This is a genomic window from Amycolatopsis sp. NPDC102522, assembly GCF_055584485.1.
On record NZ_JBVJLY010000025.1, the window covers coordinates 28,592 to 44,913 of the forward strand.

21 protein-coding genes are annotated in these 16,322 nt (G+C 69.2%); all 21 read right to left on the reverse strand.

Going from position 1 to position 16,322, the window contains the following annotated elements; all coding sequences use genetic code 11:
* Nucleotides 1–2: 2 nt before the first annotated feature.
* On the reverse strand, nt 3–977 hold the full coding sequence (locus ACZ6YV_RS37290; protein WP_465514095.1) for a glycoside hydrolase family 25 protein: 975 nt from the start codon (nt 975–977) through the stop codon (nt 3–5).
* A gap of 10 nt (nt 978–987) precedes the next feature.
* Nucleotides 988–1,818 carry a hypothetical protein gene (locus ACZ6YV_RS37295; RefSeq protein WP_465514096.1) on the reverse strand — a complete coding sequence of 277 codons (831 nt, stop codon included), beginning with the start codon at nt 1,816–1,818 and terminating at the stop codon, nt 988–990.
* Nucleotides 1,815–2,120 carry a hypothetical protein gene (locus ACZ6YV_RS37300; protein ID WP_465514097.1) on the reverse strand — a complete coding sequence of 102 codons (306 nt, stop codon included), beginning with the start codon at nt 2,118–2,120 and terminating at the stop codon, nt 1,815–1,817. Before ACZ6YV_RS37300 ends, ACZ6YV_RS37295 begins: the two co-directional genes overlap by 4 nt.
* 35 nt (nt 2,121–2,155) lie before the next feature.
* Nucleotides 2,156–2,845, reverse strand: a complete 690-nt coding sequence (locus tag ACZ6YV_RS37305) for a hypothetical protein (protein WP_465514098.1) — start codon at nt 2,843–2,845, stop codon at nt 2,156–2,158.
* A 19-nt stretch (nt 2,846–2,864) separates the two neighbouring features.
* The gene (locus ACZ6YV_RS37310) at nt 2,865–4,013 is read right to left on the reverse strand and encodes a hypothetical protein (RefSeq protein WP_465514099.1); all 1,149 of its coding nucleotides are present in this window, start codon (nt 4,011–4,013) and stop codon (nt 2,865–2,867) included.
* A 3-nt stretch (nt 4,014–4,016) separates the two neighbouring features.
* Nucleotides 4,017–4,298 (reverse strand): hypothetical protein, encoded by a 282-nt coding sequence (locus ACZ6YV_RS37315; RefSeq protein ID WP_465514100.1) that lies wholly within the window; start codon nt 4,296–4,298, stop codon nt 4,017–4,019.
* A gap of 19 nt (nt 4,299–4,317) precedes the next feature.
* Entirely contained in the window at nt 4,318–5,460 is a 1,143-nt protein-coding gene (locus tag ACZ6YV_RS37320; protein ID WP_465514101.1) for a hypothetical protein, read from the reverse strand.
* 13 nt (nt 5,461–5,473) lie between these two features.
* Nucleotides 5,474–6,370: a phage distal tail protein gene (locus ACZ6YV_RS37325; protein ID WP_465514102.1), complete on the reverse strand. Its 897-nt coding sequence runs from the start codon at nt 6,368–6,370 to the stop codon at nt 5,474–5,476.
* Between the two features lies 1 nt (nt 6,371).
* Nucleotides 6,372–10,043, reverse strand: coding sequence for a phage tail family protein (locus tag ACZ6YV_RS37330; protein ID WP_465514103.1), 3,672 nt, complete (start codon nt 10,041–10,043; stop codon nt 6,372–6,374).
* Nucleotides 10,044–10,061: 18 nt separating this feature from the next.
* On the reverse strand, nt 10,062–10,391 hold the full coding sequence (locus ACZ6YV_RS37335) for a hypothetical protein (RefSeq protein WP_465514104.1): 330 nt from the start codon (nt 10,389–10,391) through the stop codon (nt 10,062–10,064).
* A 26-nt stretch (nt 10,392–10,417) separates the two neighbouring features.
* Nucleotides 10,418–10,804 (reverse strand): hypothetical protein, encoded by a 387-nt coding sequence (locus tag ACZ6YV_RS37340; RefSeq protein ID WP_465514105.1) that lies wholly within the window; start codon nt 10,802–10,804, stop codon nt 10,418–10,420.
* A gap of 98 nt (nt 10,805–10,902) precedes the next feature.
* Nucleotides 10,903–11,511, reverse strand: coding sequence for a hypothetical protein (locus ACZ6YV_RS37345; RefSeq protein WP_465514106.1), 609 nt, complete (start codon nt 11,509–11,511; stop codon nt 10,903–10,905).
* A gap of 80 nt (nt 11,512–11,591) precedes the next feature.
* A complete protein-coding gene (locus ACZ6YV_RS37350) occupies nt 11,592–11,867 on the reverse strand; it encodes a hypothetical protein (RefSeq protein WP_465514107.1) in 276 nt (91 codons plus the stop codon).
* 16 nt (nt 11,868–11,883) lie between these two features.
* The gene (locus tag ACZ6YV_RS37355) at nt 11,884–12,321 is read right to left on the reverse strand and encodes a hypothetical protein (RefSeq protein WP_465514108.1); all 438 of its coding nucleotides are present in this window, start codon (nt 12,319–12,321) and stop codon (nt 11,884–11,886) included.
* Between the two features lie 19 nt (nt 12,322–12,340).
* Nucleotides 12,341–12,709, reverse strand: a complete 369-nt coding sequence (locus ACZ6YV_RS37360; RefSeq protein WP_465514109.1) for a hypothetical protein — start codon at nt 12,707–12,709, stop codon at nt 12,341–12,343.
* A gap of 13 nt (nt 12,710–12,722) precedes the next feature.
* On the reverse strand, nt 12,723–13,256 hold the full coding sequence (locus ACZ6YV_RS37365; RefSeq protein ID WP_465514110.1) for a hypothetical protein: 534 nt from the start codon (nt 13,254–13,256) through the stop codon (nt 12,723–12,725).
* A gap of 3 nt (nt 13,257–13,259) precedes the next feature.
* Entirely contained in the window at nt 13,260–13,619 is a 360-nt protein-coding gene (locus ACZ6YV_RS37370; RefSeq protein ID WP_465514111.1) for a hypothetical protein, read from the reverse strand.
* A 16-nt stretch (nt 13,620–13,635) separates the two neighbouring features.
* On the reverse strand, nt 13,636–14,022 hold the full coding sequence (locus ACZ6YV_RS37375; RefSeq protein WP_465514112.1) for a hypothetical protein: 387 nt from the start codon (nt 14,020–14,022) through the stop codon (nt 13,636–13,638).
* A 50-nt stretch (nt 14,023–14,072) separates the two neighbouring features.
* Nucleotides 14,073–15,335 carry a phage major capsid protein gene (locus ACZ6YV_RS37380; RefSeq protein ID WP_465514113.1) on the reverse strand — a complete coding sequence of 421 codons (1,263 nt, stop codon included), beginning with the start codon at nt 15,333–15,335 and terminating at the stop codon, nt 14,073–14,075.
* A gap of 120 nt (nt 15,336–15,455) precedes the next feature.
* Entirely contained in the window at nt 15,456–16,076 is a 621-nt protein-coding gene (locus ACZ6YV_RS37385) for an HK97 family phage prohead protease (protein WP_465514114.1), read from the reverse strand.
* Nucleotides 16,073–16,312, reverse strand: a complete 240-nt coding sequence (locus tag ACZ6YV_RS37390; RefSeq protein WP_465514115.1) for a hypothetical protein — start codon at nt 16,310–16,312, stop codon at nt 16,073–16,075. Before ACZ6YV_RS37390 ends, ACZ6YV_RS37385 begins: the two co-directional genes overlap by 4 nt.
* Nucleotides 16,313–16,322 lie beyond the last annotated feature (10 nt).

The following is a 16,322-nucleotide window of genomic DNA, read 5'->3' on the forward strand; positions in this document are numbered from 1 at the left end:
TTTCATCCGACGATGTCGATCTCGAAGTCCGAGTTCGAGCTGTACTCGAAGTCGGCCCACACCGCGCCCGGGAAGGCGTACCTGCGGTGCGACAAGGTCTTCGGCTTGAACCCGGGCGTCTGCATGGGGTTGCCGCCGACACCGACTTTGTCGCTGCCCCACGCGTAGATGTTGCCCTGCCACACCGGTGTGTCCGTGATGCCGTCGCCGTCGATGCGCGGCCGCACGATGATCGCCGCGCTCGGGCTGCCGGACAGCAGCAGCCGGACCGAGGTCACCGACGGACTGGCCTTGATCGTTCTGCGTTCCATGATCTCTACTCCGGTTTCACTCAGGGTGGGCGCGGCACCACCGCCGCCGTGGCGGGCCGCGGCGGTGAGGTGAGCGTCCGAATAGGACTCGTTGAGGTCCACACCGGACGCGCGGATGCCGGGCACTCGCCCGGCGTCGCTGTACTGGTGCAGGTCGTACCGGCCCGCCGCGGCGTCGGGCTTCTTGCCGTAGCGCGCGATCCAGATCACCAGGTCCCGCACGCCCCACTGATCCGGGCGCAGGGCCTTCGCGAGCGAGTTGTTCAGGTAAACGCCGGGCCGGAACCCGTGCCACGCCACGCGATTGCAGAACCGGATCCCGAAGTCGCGCTTGCGGCTGTCGGGGATGTTCGGCTGGGAAGACACCGGCGGGTTGTCCTCCAGGTCGAGCATCGGCACGCACCCGGTCGCGCCGGTGCGCCGCACCTCGGCGACGAACAGGTCCGCCTGCTGCTCGGGCGAGGGCGAGGCCTGCACGAAGTGGTAGCCGCCGACCGGGATCCCGACCGAGTTCGCGCCGCGGACCTCGGCGTCGCCGGGGCCGCCCGGTGCGATGCCGCCACCGTCGGTCAACTTGACGTACACAAACGTCACGCCGTGGTCTTCGACGGCCTGCCAGTCGGTGACCTTCTGAAACTTTCGGTAGATGTCGATGCCGAGCGCCATGGGCCAGACCTCAATTCGGGGGTAGCGGCAACGGGTTCGTGGTCGTGCTGGGTGCCGGTGTCGTGTTGGGGTAGGTCTCGACGACGCAGGTGTAGACGTCGGCCGTACCGCCGTCGTCGGTCGCGATGGACAGCTGCGCGAACGTCCCGCCCTTGGGGCACAGGGCATCCGGGTTGTCGCGCAAGTACGCGGCGAACGCGGTCTGGATCTCGGCCGCCGTTGGCGGATCGCCCTTGTCGCCCTTCTCCCCGCGCTCGCCTCGCTCGCCGCGCTCGCCGTTCTGGCCCGGCGTTCCGGGCTGCCCGGCGTCGCCTTTCGGCCCGGACGGTGGCGGGCTGGTCGCGAGGTATCCGGCGAGCGCGGTCGCGATCGCCAGCGGCGTCGGGCTCGGCGGGGTGATCGGGTTGGCGGCGAAGTACTTCGCGATGGCGCCGCCGAGCTCGGCCGCGGTGGGCTGCGCGTCCGGCAGGCTCGCGAGCACGCGGGCGGTCGCGGCCGACACGATGACGTCGACGTCGCGGGCCTCGCCCGGCTGTGGGATCGGGACGGTCGCCTGCCCGCGCCCGGCCAGCTCGGCGTTCGCCTTGTCCCCCGCTGCCTTCGCGTCGTTGGCCTGCGTGCGCAGAACGGATACCGCGGCGTCGGTACTCGCCTGGTAGTCGTAGAGCCCGGACAGGGCCCACCACGATCCGGCCGACACCAGCAGCGCCAGCAGGGACACCGCCGCGACGAGCCGCGGCCAGGTGTGCCGCCAGAAGTCCCGGCGCGCGGTCGCGGCGGCGGCTTCGTGGACGAGGGCCAGGCCCTCGTCGAGCTGGTCGTCCCGTTCCTTACGCGTCATGGCAGCCTCCCGTCCCAGCCCCGCCGGTAGAGCTCGGCTTCGAGCTTGTCGATGCGCTCCTCGGCGGCGTCGAGCGCGGCCTGGGTGGCGTCGCGCCACTCGCGCAAGATGGACTCGCCGGCCGAGGCCTTTTCCACGGCCGGCGGCGGATCGGGCGCTTTCCCGATCCTGCCCTTGGCTCGCTCGACCCAGACCGGGCCGCGGGCGGCGACGACCGCGACCAGCAGCGTGACGAGGCTGGTCGCGACATAGACCCACCAAGGACTCCCGGCTGGCACCGACTCCGCAGCAGCAAGGGACACCGCACCCCCTCAGATCGAGCGCGCCCAGCTGCGGCTCATACAAGCCAGGGGGTCGCGAAGGCCTTCGATACGCCGAGGACCGACACCGGGGTGACGGCCACGGCCGAGCTCGCGCCGCCGGACACGACGCGGGAAAAGATGTCGACCCCAAGGAAGTTCCCGATCGAGGTGTCGGGCACTTGCACCGCGTACGGGCCGCACGTGGTCAGGACGCCGGGCGCGGTCGTCGACGACGCCGGCGACGTCACGGTCGGGCTCGTCCAGGACCACGCGGTCACCGAGTCGGTGATCTGCACGTAGCTTTCGACGACCGACGCCGCACCGACCCCGCCCCACGAGTTGTTCATCCGCCATTGCGCGAGAAAGCAGCTGTTGAGCTGCTGCACCTGGCCGGTGTAGTACGACGCGAACGACCCGCCACTGTTGAAGATCAACCCCGGTGTCGTCGGGTACATCGGCACCTGGATGAACGGCTGCGCCAGTCCGTACCCGACATCGGCGTCCGAGCCGAGCACGAGCTTTCCGGTGCCGTCGAACACCTGCACCACCGCGCTGTCGGATCCCGCCCGCGGCACCACGGCGAAGTCGGTCACCCCGTTGTGCGAGACGACGAACGGGTACTTCGATGCGCGGGTGAACTCTTGGAACTCCTGCCGGAGTGCACGCAGCTCGTTGACGAGGTAGTCGCTCGTACCGGGTCGCTCGATCGGCGAGTTCGCCACCATCAGCCGCTCCCCTTCCGTCCTACTGGGCGCGGACCGCCTGCAGCTGGTGGTCGACACATCCGCGCTTGGTGCCCGCGCTGCGCGACACACCGAGGATCCGGTAGCTGTATTTACCGTTGGGCAGCCAGTGATGGCCCTGCACGTTGTAGTCGGCGAAGTGCCCCGGGCTGTACGAACCCCACTCGGGCGCCGCATCCGCACGGACCACGGCCTGCCACTGTTCCGGCTGGGTCCCGTACAGTGCGACGTCGGCTCGCGCCCAGCTGTCCAGTGTGGACTGTTCGGATGCGCTCGTGTGCCCGTTGTCGACCATGTCCAGCGCGGGCCAGCCCTGGTCGATCAACGTGGTGTCGGTGGCGTAGCCGAACACGGTCCCGGCGTCCTGCCCCGCCCCTTTCACGAACACGGTGTTCGCCTGGTTGGTGCCGTCCCCCGCGATGTCGAGAGACACCAGGGTCGAGGTGTAGTCGAATCGCAGCGCGCCGCCGAGCTGGGTCAGCAGCGGGTTGCCGATCAGCATCCGGTGACGGATCGTCCGCACTCCGCCCGAGGTGATCAGGTACGGCAGGAACACGACATCCGGGCCGCCGTCGACTTGGGTGAGCTCCTGCAGACGCTGCCCCGCCGACGCAGCCTCGTACCCGTGGTAGTTCCTCTCGTTCGTGCCACCGCCCGGCAGCACCGCGGGCAGGTCTACCGGGAGGTCCGACCCGGGCCGGTGGTGCCAGCCCAGCGCGTGGTCGACGATCGTGCGGGCGATGTTCGGCAGGCTGTCGGTAACGGACAGGTCAGCCGACGGGTCGGTGATCTTCGCTGTCGCCGGGTTCCAGTTCTCGTTGTGCAGCAGCCTGCGGTTGAACATCTCCCACATGCCCTTGAACGCCACCGTCAGCTGTGCCTTGTCGACCGCTGGGGCGTACGGGACGATCGGCCCCGCCTGGCACACGTGGTTGCCGAGCAGGATTGCGATCGAGTGCCGCCAGGGCACGCACCACTCCCGCACCCGCACGGTCTCGTCGCCGCCGAGCAGCGGCACGGTGATCTTCCCGCCGCCGACGTCGTTCACTCGCACCGACCATTCGGGATCGTCGGCCAGGTTCACGTCGTACAGGACCCTGCCCGAGGTGGTCGCGTAGACGACCGCGGTGTACTCGCGCTCGGCGGCCACGCGCTACTCCGGTTCCGCCGGCGGCGGCGTGGTGGTCAGCTCGCCGTAGGCGGCGCGGTAGTCCTCATCGGACAGGCACTCACCGGCGAGGTCGTCGGTCACGAACCACATCCCCACGGTGAGCGTGGCGTCCCCGCGCGTTCCCGGAATGGTGATGACACCGGCCGACAGGGTCGGTTCACCGGCGCCGAACCCGATCAGGCGGCGACCGATCACGGCGCGCACTGCCTCGAAGTTGGTGCCGTCCCACTGCTCGGCCTCACGTTTGCGGAAAACGAAAACCATCGTGCATTCCCCTTTGCTGTCAAGGAATCTTGTGGATGAGGAACTCGGCGGGCTTGGCCGCCGGAGCCAGGGTGACCGCCGACCCGTTGTTGTAGACGTACGGGCAGATCTGGGTGCCCGCGGCGAACCATCTGGTGCTCGCGGTGAAAGTGTCGGTCGTCCCGCCGGTGAACGACGGTGCCGAGTACCACGCCGTTCCCGCCGGTGGCCCCGACGTTCCGTGAATCGCCGCTCCGAAGTTGTTCCCCGCCGCGAACGCTGCGCCTGCCGCGCAGTAAATCGCGTACCGGCCGTCGGCGGGGAGCGTCGCGGTGTTGTTGCCGCTCCAGGTGATCCCGTTGTTCCGGACGACGGTCGCCAGCGTGAGCTTGTTCGCCCCCGACGAACCGGCCAGCGGCTGGTTCGCGTTCGCCCGCACCTCGAGAAACGCATCGTCGCGGCTGGTCTTCACCTGCTGCCAGGCTCCGGAATCGTTGTACAGCTCGATCGTCTTCAAGCTGGGGTTCCAGCGGAGGTCGCCCTGGCAGTTCGAGCCGTCAGTGGACAGGTCGCCCGGCAGCATCGGCCGGACCGCGCCGAGCACGCCGGTGGAGCGCCGTACGTCGGTCAGGGTGATGACGCCGGCGGTGCTCACTCGGGCGCGGGCGAGCGCGATCCCGACCCCGCCGCCCGCGCTGGGCCAGGCGGAGATCGCGCCGACGACGTTGACCGGGTCGACGGGGACCCCTCCCGGGGTGCCGGTGACGATCTCGATCTGTACCGGCCCGGATGGCGGAACGGTGTCGCCCTGCGCGGCGTCGTAGATCCGCATCACGACGATGTCGTTGCGCGGGTTGGACGCCGGTGCGGGATCGCAGGTGACGCTCGCCGCGCCAGGCCGCAGCCAGCCCTCGTAGGGGCCGACGCCGGGCCGGTCGACGATCGCCGTTCCGGGCTTGACCGACATCGCCAGTCCGGAGGAGACCGTCACCCGAAGGTCGAAGATGTTCGCCCCGTAATCGCTCGTGCAGAGCACGCCGGTGCGATTGGACGACAGCGGGATGGGGTCCGCGCCGCCGGTGTTCGTGGCGAGGTACAGCCCCTGCAACAGGGTACGGCCCTGGAGCGCGTTGTTGCGGTTCTGCGCGGTCCAGAACCCGGTACCCGGTGCGTTCGTGGGCATCTCGGTCCCCCTTTCACTTGTAGGCGTACTGCCAGGTAGCGGTGACCGTGCCCGCGCCGATCCCGGAGACCTGCACCGTGGTGGTCTGGCCGGCGGGAATCTCGATCCATTGCGCCGACGACAGTGACGAGGACCGGTCGATCCCGTTCAAGGTCACCGACCGTGTGAACGGAGAGCAGTCGATGGTGAGCGTCTGTCCACTCTCGATGGTTCCGGAGTAGGCGAGCACGGACCCGGTCACCGGGTTCGTCAACGTCGGATTGGTCAGCGACGAAAGTGTGGTGATGGTGAACACCGGCCAGGTGATCGCGGATCCGGGATTCGCGAGCACGAGCAGGTTCCCGCCGCCGCTGCTCCCCCAGTTCAGCCCGCCCGGCGAACCGGCCGCCCAGTCCAGCCCGCCCGGTGCGCCCGCCGCCCAGTCCAGGCCGTCGGACGCGACCGTGCTCAGCGTGGCACTCGTCTGTTTGACGGAGGTGTCGAGGAACCGCGGATCCGCGGCGATCAGTTGCAGCTGCCAGTCGAACCCCTCGCCGGTCTGCCACACCTCGCACCGCGGCACCTCGGCGTCGAGCTCGACGAGCAGCTGCCGCGGCGCCAGGCCGTCGTCGATGACAAGCAGCGCCTGGCCGCCGTCGGGGAACAGGCCCATGTACTGGTCCCGCGCGGCGACGCGGCCGGCGCGATCCTGGGCCTGGCAATAGCCCTGGATCACGTCGTACCGCGCCGCGACATACGACCGGTTCCGATACGCGCCCATCCCAAACGGCCGCTCGGAAACGTGGGTCTTGCGGGCCGCGCCGTCGTTCAGTGTCTGCGACTTCACGACCCAGGCGGTGCCGGCGTCGTCCTCCACATTGGCCACCCACGACCCGATCGAGTACGTCGGCCAGATCACCCGAGTCGGCACCTCACCCTCCCCTCGTCTTCCAGCCGATGTCGGCCGACACCGCCGCGGCGACCGCGTGCGGTTCGACCGCCGCGGTGTGCACTGTGGTGTTGAACGTGTTGTTCACCGTCGTTCCGCCACCATCCGCAGGAGTGCGGCCCATCCGTTCGTTCGTCTCGTCCAGTAGCCGCTGCGACCGCGGCGAGCGCGGGTCGAGCGGGATGTAGGACTCGGGGAACGTCGGGTTGTCGCCGACCACGCGCCACGTGTTCGGTGCGACGATCTGCGCCATCGACGACATCGGGGTCAGGCCCTCGAAGCCGCCGCCAGCGAAGAACTTCAGGATGTTGCCCTGCGCGTTGTAGACCGGTTTCCCGGTCAGGCTGCCCCCGTTGGTGCCGCCTCCCGGGGTGCCGACCACCATCGTCCGGATGATGGCTGTCCGGTCTCGTGCCGCGTAGTTGAGCGCCGCTTCAGCCGCCGCGGTTTTCGCGTCGGCCGTGACCCAGCCCCACGTCCCGTTGGCTCGCTGGACCCACATTTGCAGCTGCCCGTTAGCCGGGTCCGTGCGCGTGTTGAGGGTGGTCCAGCCCCAGGTCCCGTTGGCCTGCATCATCCACGCCTGGACCTTCCCGGTGGCGGGATCAACGCGGGTGTCGGTCGTGGTCATGCCCCACGTGCCGTCGGTGCGCTGCTGCCACTGGGTAACCGCACCGGCTGCCGGACCGGTGTTGGCGTGCACGGTGACGGTTCCGTAGTAGTGATCGATGTCGGCGATCAGCTTGTCGGCTGCCGTCCGACCCTCCTTCGTGTCGGCGAAGACCTTGAAGGTGCCGTCCGGCAGCTGGACCACTTTCTGCCCGAGCGCCGCGAGCGCGTCCGCGGCCGGCTTCTCGTTCGCCTGCAAGGTGATCGACTTGCCAGCGGGTAAGGCGCGGATCTGGTTCATCAGGGTGAGCAGCTTGTCCTGTAGCTGCTGGTCGCCCTTCGCCGCGAACTGAACCTCCACTTCGGACGGGATCAGTCCGAGCCGGTCGGCGAGCTCTCCGGCCTGGGTCTTGGTCAGGCCCGCCGCGGTGGCGGCGTCGATGAACTTCGACCGGGTGCGGCCGACGACTTCGCCGACACGGCCGAGCGATGTCGCGAGGTCGTCGCCCGTGGCCTGCGACTGCGCGAACGCCGCGGCAACCTCGGTACCCATCGCCGTCGACAGCGACGCGAACACGCCTTGCAGGCTCGCGCCTTTCGCGGTGAGCCCGTTGATCCCGCCCTCGCCATTGACGAGGTCGGAGAACGTACCCCGCAGCTTCCCGCCGGAGTCCTTGAGCTGCTTCATGTATTTGTCGGCGTCGTCGAAAGCCTTCGTGCTCTGTGCCTGCGCGGCCGACAGGGTGTTGTTCTTGCCCGACAGCTGATCCAGCACCGTGCCGAGCGCGCCGCCCTGATCGGAGACGCTCTTCGTGGCGTCGCCGAGCGTGGCCAGCGCGGCGGACATGACCGCCGAGTCTGCGGCCGACAGCCGCAGTTTCTCGCCGGTGAAGCCGGTCGAGTCGCCGAGCTCGCGCATCTGCCGCTGTGCCTCGGCCGTCGCTCGCGCCTGCTGCCGTACCTCCTCCGCCAGGTCGCGCTGCCCCTGCGTGTAGCCCTGGATCGCGAGCAGCGCACTGTTGAACCGGATCATGCTGTCGTCGGTGCTACCCATGGTCTTGCTGATCGCGTCCTTGAGGTTCGCGAACTCCTTCGTCGACCCGCCAAGAGCGAGGTTGTAGGCGTCCGTCTGGCTGACACCGAACGACTGGAGGACGTTCCACTCGTCTTGCTGCATCTTCGCTCCGAGCACCGACCGCACGTTGGTGTCCAGCTTGGCGTTGAACTTGTCCAGCGCACCAACGTTTCCGGTCATCGCATCGGTCGCGAGTTGGCCGGAGATGCTGTACTCGGTGAGCAGTTCCGACCCGGTCTTCTGCGACACCCCGAGCTTCTTGGTGGCGAGGTTGTTCGCCTCCATCGCGCGGGTGTTCGCCGTCACCGCGCCGGTCGACGAGAGCGTGCCCTTGATGTCGGCCACGGTGGCGTTGAACTCCGCGGTTTTCGCGGCGGCTTCCTGGGTCTTCTGGCCCCACTGGTCCAGCAGGAAACCACCAGCCAGCAGCGCGAGCCCGAGCGGGTTGAACCCGTTGTCCACCACCGACTTGAGCCCCGCACGGAGCTTGTTGCCCTTGCCCTCGACACCGTCCATCGCCTGCTTGAACGCCGTCGTCTTGTTCCCGGACTCATCCAGCGTGGTCGCGAAGGCCCGCACACCGAACCCGGTTTCGCCGAGACTCGTACCGAACAGCTTCGCCATCGCGTTTGTCGCCAGCAGCGACCCGCCAGCCTGCCCCAGCGGCTCAGCCCACGACCCCAGCGCCGCCGTCATGCCCGTGACGATGTTCAACCCGCCACCGACCGTCCCGAGGAAACCGGACGTCGTGCCGGTCAGCAGCGGCATTCCGTGGCTCGCCAGGTTGTTAGCGACCGTGAAAACCTGGTTCACCGCGCCACCGAACTGCGGCAGCACGGTGTGCCCGCCTTCGGCGAGGTTGGCCAGCAGCGTGCCGGTCTGCCCGAGCACGTCCTGGGTTATCCCGCCGAAGTCGCGCATCGCGGCGCCGGCGGCCGGGCCGCCCTTCGATGCGTTGGTGAGCAGCAGCCCGAGACCAGTACCGGCCTGCGCGCTCCATGACCGCAGGCCCTTCAGCGGCTCCTCGGATGCCTCGATGGCGTCGACCACGCCGGGCATCGCGTTCTTCGCAAGGTCGGTCGCCGCACCGGTCAGTTCCCGGATCGCCGGGGCCGAGCCGCGGACCGCCGACTGCACGGCCGGGCGGATCGCGGCCCAGGACTCGCCGACCTGGTCGATCGCGTCGACGACTTCGCCTTCGAGAGGCTGCGCCATCGCGCGCGCATCGTCCGCGATTCCCCTGCTCGTCTGCTGAAACGAGGTCAGCACACGATCGTTGTTCGCGACCATCGCCACGCCGAGCGCACCGAACCCGCCGGCCACCAACGCGATCGCCGCGGTGGCACCGGCCGCGCCGATCGTCGCCGCGGCAGGCAGCCCGACCGACAGGCCGAGGAACTTCAGGCCGTCGAAGCTCGCGTTCGCGCGCTTGGCGACCCTGCTCATCTCAGTGTCGACAGCCTCGCCACCTCGGCGGGCCGAGGCCTTCAGCGAGTCGTCGTCGACCTCGACCGGGATCTTCGTCTTGATACCGGCCTGCGCCTTGGCGAGCATTGCCAGCAGCTGCCCGCGGTAGCGCGCCGCGTCGTCCGGATCGGTCGGGATCTCGGCGCGGAGACCCTGCTGCGCCTTCTTGATCGCCACGTCCAGGTCGCGACGGAACAGCGCGGTGTCCGGGGTGACCGGGATGTCCAGCGCCTGCTCGCTGGTGGCCCGGATCGCCGCCTGGACCTTGCGACGCCAGGCGTCATCGATCGGGTTGGTGACCTCCGGCCGGATGGTCGGCTTGGTCTCCCGCTCGATCTTCTCCTTCACCAGCCGGGTGTTGGCCGGGTCCTTCAGCGCGGTGTCGAACGTGACGGGCTTCTCGCCCTCGATCCGCGCGCGGATGACTTTCTCGTCCGCCGCCGTCTCGTCCCGCAGGTGCACCTCGACATAGGCGCCCGCGATCCGGAACTCCTGCCCCGCCACTGAATGCCCCCTCCACGCTCAGCCGAAGTCGAAGACTCCGGCCTGGTTCACCCCCAGCGGCCCGTATTCGCGGGTCTGGTTGAGTGCCTTCAGCTGCTCGATGGTGTGCGGCCGCACCGGCTCGGGCTCGGGCTGCGCGGGCGTCTCGAACGAAGGCTGATCCGGATGCGACGGTGGGAGTGGCTCCTCACGCAGCAGCGCGTGCCGGACGGCGCCGTCGTAGAGGGCGAGCCGCACCATGCGCGGGAAGAACACCGCGGCCGGGACTTGGTCGAGCTCGTCGATCCGGTGGAACACCGACATGTCCGACAGGACGTCGTCGAGGTGCGCGACGAACCACGACAGCACCGACAGCCGCTCGCGCCACAGCCCGGTCAGGCTTTTGGGACCAGCACGCCCTTCGGCAGGATCCGGTCCATTAGCGCCTTGAGCACCGTGCGCATCGCCGACGGGCTCACCGAATCGCACTCCACCAGGGCAGTCCAGGCTTCGGGTTCGAGCAGCTTCTTCGCCGCGAACGCGAGCGCGTCGGACTCGCCCAGGGACACGGCGACCTCGTAGGCCTGCAACGTCCACGAGGGCGGGACGTTCTTGGGGATCGTGTAGGTGACGCCATCGACGGTGAACAGCGGCTCGCGGTCGGCGAGCAGCGCGGCGACTTCGGCCTTCGAGGCGTCGTCGTCGAGGACGACACCCAGCGTTTCGGGTGCGGCGATGGCCGGGCGGGGCCCGCGGTTGCGGTTGCGGTTCTTGCGGCTCACGAGGTCCTCCTGACAGGACAAGGGGAAAGTGGGGCAGCCCCGGCGCCGCGCGCCGTCAGGTGCGCGCGGTGCCGGGGCTGCGTCTTGGGGGTGGTGGATCAGGCGGCGACTTCGTCGATGATCCGGATGGGGCTGGTCGACTCCGACACGAAGAACGCCTGGAACTGCGCGGCGAGCGCCTGCTGGTTCGCCTTCTCCCAGTTCAGCGCCGTGTCACCGGTCGGCAGCGACTTCCGCAGGATCGCGCGCCGCTTCAGCGACCGCGAACCGTCGGTCACGTCCGGGCCGAGCCCGTCGACCAGCAGCGTCCGGTACGGGGCCCGGTTCGCGTTCTGGCCCGCGTTGAGGTCCGACACCGAGTAGTTCGCGCCGGTCGGCCCGGCGGTCATGTTCCACGCGTACGCCAGGTTCGTTCGCGTCATCTCGGCGAAGTTGCAGGTGCACTTGATGTCGCGGTCGGTCAGCCGTGCGCCGAGCTTGTCGACGAGCTGGTCACCGGTGAGCGGCGTCCACGTCGGCGAGATGTTGGTGTTCGTCCCGCCGAGGGTGATACCCGTGTCGTACCAGGCCGACGCCGCCGGGGCGAGGTTGACGTCCGTCAGCGCGGGCTCGTAGGACAGAGTCGGGTCGAACGCGAACTTGTAGATGTAGAGCCGGGCGGGCCCCATCACGAGGTTGCCCGGCTGAAGGCCGGCAGTATCGGCCATGGCGAATCACTCCTTTGCTGTGGGATCAACCGATCCCGAACCCGAAATTGATTGATTGCCCACCACAGAGGGCAGGTCGATTACAGTTCCCGCGCCTGGAAAAGCGCCGGCCGCAGGAACGGCTGCGCGGCCATCTTCTGCGTGCCGACCTCGTTGTAGTACGAGTGATCCGAGTCGGACACCACGCGCCGCGGCCGCGCGGCGGTGTCGGCGTAGGTGGACTCCCGCATCTCCCCCGACAGCACCGCGGCGTTCCACCGCGCGTCGTCCGCGACGTCCTCGGTGACCTTGTCCATCGTGGTCTCGATCAGCGCCGCCAGTTGCGCGTGCCCGTCCGGATCCGGCACGTACTCCATCGCTCCCCCTCCCCCGTCAAGTCCGCGGTATCGGGGTGCTGGTGATCCAGTACAGCTGGACCGCGAGCATCTTCCGCGCGTAGGCGTCCGGGTCGCCGCGCATCCGGCGCGGGAACCACCGGCAGACCACGCTTTTGAGCGCGAACGGCTCGGTGTCCGGCGCCGACAGCGCCACGGGCGGCCGGTCGTCGAAACAGGCCTGCACGACCCGTTCGGCGAGCTGATCGGCCACCGTCCACAGCGGACGGCCCTCGTCGTCGGCGGCCCAGCAGTCGATCGACATCATCGGTGCCCGCACCCGCGAGTCCTTGTCGACCGTCCCGCCGACCACCGTGTACTGCACCCACGAATTCCCGCCCCAGAACTTGTGGTCGGGCAGCTCGGTGCCGGTGCGGATGAACCCGGCGGCTTGCAGCCAGGCCTCGGTGACGGTCTCCGTCGTCGCGAGCTCCACGCCCTGCCTCCCTTCCGGGTCAGGCCGTCGGCCCCGTGACGATGTCGAGCGCCACCTTCATGTAGCCGCGGGTGCCGGTCAGCGGCGATCGTTCCTGGATCGGGTCGCCGTCGACCTGATACAGCAGGCCCTCGGCCTCGACGCGGTCCTCCTTGCGGAGGTCCGTGCCGTACGGGGCGTAAAGGATCCGCCGGGTCGACGAGACCGTGCGGCCGGGTGCCGAGCTCTCGGCCGACGCGGTCGCGCTCATCTCGGAGACCGCGACCACCGCGCACCGCGCCACGATGAACGTCGTCACCGTGCCCGGCTTCGGGTTCCCGGTCTTCGGGTCGACACCGGCGGGGACGTCGCGGTGCACGGTGATCGGATGCCCGAACGGAAGCAGCACGCCGCCCACCTCCTCACCGGTCGGCCGAGTACCGGCCCAGGGCCTTCTTGTCCGCAGTGGACAGCGACATGCCCTCGCGCAGGTACGAGACCTGGTAGTCCGCGAGCCGTTCGGACTTCTTCGCCGTCGGGTTGTCCCACGATCCCGATGCGAGCTCCAGGCAGAGCCCGACCACGCTTTTCGGGACCGGGTCATGCCCGGCGGTGAAAAGGGCCGTCACGTCGTCGCACCGGGCCCAGCAACCGCGCTTGCGGCGCAACAGCCCGGCGGACTCCCATTCGTACTCGGACGAGGGGAGCGGCTCGCCGTCGACGGTGACCGAGGCGACCGCGGTGACCGGCCACCTCGACAACACCAGCACGTCACTGCCGGTGCCGTCGAGGTCGTCCACCGTCGGGCCGAGCACGAGCGACTGCCCGAGCTCGTCATCGATCTTCCCGGTCGCCACGTCGAGCAGCAGCTGCGCGCGGGTCTCGTCCGCCGAGTCCGGCGTGAACGGCGACAGGCCCATCCACGCGGCGAGCTGGACCGGCGTGGCGTAGGACATGGCTCAGTCCTTACCGGACTCGTCGCCGCCGGCACTCTGTCCGCCGTCGCCACCCTTGCCCTCGTCCTGGCCGTCACCGTCGCCGGTGTCGCCTTGGCCGTCGTCGCCCTGGCTGTCATCGTCGCCGGTGCCTTCCTCGGCCTGGGCGCCGCGGCCGCGCTTGGTGCTCGGCCTGCCGCCGCGCTTGGCCGCGGCCCTGGCGTTGGCCTTGTTGGCATCCTCGGGACTGAACTCCTCGTCGCCCGCGGAGGCGTAGCCGCCCGCGACGAGGGCTTTGCCCAGCCCCGGGGCGACGTCGGCGGTCTGTCCGGGCTGCAGCGCACCCTCGGGGGAGGCGTACGTGGTCTTCATCGTGATTCGCACGGTGCCGAATCCCTTCCTACTTCGGGTACTTGCGAGCGCTGCCACGCACGACCAGCGCGGTGTAGACCCCGCCGGTGGTGGCGCCGGACACCGTCGACACCGCGCGCACATAGCGCTTGATGCCCCGGTAGCCGATCTCGGTCACGGTGTTGGACTGTCCGGATCCCAGCGACACCGCAGTGCCGTCGAGGTCCGCCGCGGCGACGTCGGCGAACGTCGAGTTGTCGTCGGACTCCTGCAGCTTCACCGCGTGCGTGCCGTCGGTGACGGTGCCCGCGACGATCACCAGCACGGTCGCCGAGTACCCGGCGAGGTCGACACCGGTGCCGTTCGCGGTCGCGGTCCGCGCGGCCGGGCCAAGACTGGCCGCGGCGTTGATGTTGTTCTTCAGGTCGAGAGACATGCCTTTGCCGTCCTTTCGAGACGATCAGGTCAAGAACCGGGGCCCAGGGATCAGGCGGGGACCTTGACGCGGACGAAGGCCTCTTCCAGGACCGGCATACCGTCGGTCTCCAGTCGGCCGATGAACCCGATCTGGTTCGACTCGGCGTAGAGCTCGACCAGGCGCTGCACGCGCATCGCGAGCGAGTCGACGATCCAGTAGTTGGAGAAGTCGCCGAGCATGCCGACGTAGGCGTTGCCGGTGACGGTGTTCGGCGCGAACTCCGAGACCAGGAACGGCACCTCGAGGATCGTGTCCGGGCGGTCGCCCTGCAGACCCGGCTGCCAGACGTAGACCCCGTTGGAGTCCTTGAGCTTGCGGATCTCGCGCAGGATGTCGCGATGCCACAGCCACCGCGCACGGGTCCAGTACGCGCTCTTGAGCGTGTACTTGATGTTGATCAGCTGGTCCGCGGTCGCGGTGGTCAGCGGGATCGCGCCGGCGGCGCCGAAGGAGACGTCGCGGCCGGTCGAGATGCCGTCGGTGCTCGCGGTGAACACGCCGAGCGGCTTCTTATTGCCGTCCCCGATCATGAACGCCTTTTCCTGCGTCACGCCGAGCTTGTAGCCCATCCGGTCACGGACGATCTGCTCGGGGTTCATCGCCGAGCGGCGGATCAGCGTGTCGGAGATCTTGACCCGCTTGGCGAGCGGGTTCGGGCGGAACTCGCGCTTGCCGAACCGCAGCGCGTCGTCCTGGCTGCCGGTCGCGACTTCGGAGGTCCATTCGAAGTCGTTGAGGTCGGTGTCCAGGCTCGGCACGCCGAGCGACTCGCCCTCGTTGAGCTGCATCGTGGTGGCCAGGCCGCGGAACAGCACCTGGTCGTCGACGAACTTGATCAGCTGGTTGACCCACTGCTGCGGGGCGACCAGGTAACCGCCTTCGGAGTCGACGCCCATGTTCAGCGCGCGAGCGTGCTCGGCCTTCAAGCCACGTGGGCCGCCGCGGATGAACGAGCGGAACGCCTCGATCTGCAGCTCGACGTCCTCGGCCTTGCCGCGGTCGCCGGGCGCACCGCCGTTGCCGCCGCCGCGGGTTCCGGTGCCGTCGTCGGCCTTGGCCGGGACGCCTTCGGCGATCTTGCGCTCGGCTGCGCGCAGCTTCTCCTCGCGCTCGATCACGGCGTCGAGGTCGTCGACGTCCTTCATGATCCGGTCGAACTGCTCGGACTCCTCGGCCGAGAGGGACCGGCCGCCGTCCTCGGCGAGGTCCATCAGGGTGCGGGCCTTCTTCGCGAGGCCGGCGCGCTCCTGCTGCTTCTCCTTGATGTCCACGGTGGACACTCCTTTTCGACAAGGTGATGTGACTGCCGTATTCCGGGCGCCAGCCAGGGCTCCGCGACGGCGATTTCAGGTGGTGCAGGCCTTCCGCCCAGCCAGGGGCGCGAAGGGGGTCTAGATGCCGCGCTCGGCCAGCTGCAGCCGACGGCGGCGCATCTCGTCCGCGTTCACGGCGGTGAACGTCGGCGGGACCACAGGCGCCGGGCGGCCATCCTGTCCGCGCAGCAGCTGCTCGATCGCGGCCAGGCGCTCGACGACCGCGCCGATCGGGCCGTCGCCACGCACGAGCTCGCGGCCCTCAGCCACGGCGTCGGCGTCCATCGGCAGCGGCACGACCGACACCTCGAACAGCGTCCATTTGTTCGGCACGCCGTCGTTGTCGATGTCCCATGCGTCGAACCCGACCGACACGGCGTTCAGGAACCCGCCGCGGATCTTCCGCTCGACGGTGACGGCGAACGGGTCGTCCTGGTCGAACACCAGCCCGCCCCGTAGCGCCTTGCCGTCCACGCGCGGGTTGTCGACCCGCCCGATCGGCAGGCTGTCGCGGCCCCAGTACATGTGGCCGTAGCCCAGCAGCGGGTTGGACAGGAACCGCTCGAGGTCGGCCGAGCCCATCTTGAGGTCGATGCCGTCGCCCTTGCGGCCTTCGGTGGCCAGGATGAACGGGATCGGCCCGTCGGCCGTCGCGGCGTCGCGTTCGACGTAGCCGCGCATGTGCACGCGCTTGCTCATCGGGTCGTTCCCTTCCGGTCCCGCGCGGGGCCCTTGATCTCACGGTCGCGTGGAGACTGCGGCTGCTCCCGCCGTTCGCCGCCGCTGGTCGTCGGCCCGTCGCGGTTGTCCAGTTCGTCCGCGACCGCGCGCAGCACACCGGGCAGGTCTTCGGGCACGGTCTCGACGTGGCCGATCCTGTGTTCGGGGCCGTCGCCGACCCGCACGTACAGCGGGAGTGGTCCGGAGGGGGCCATGCCGAATTCC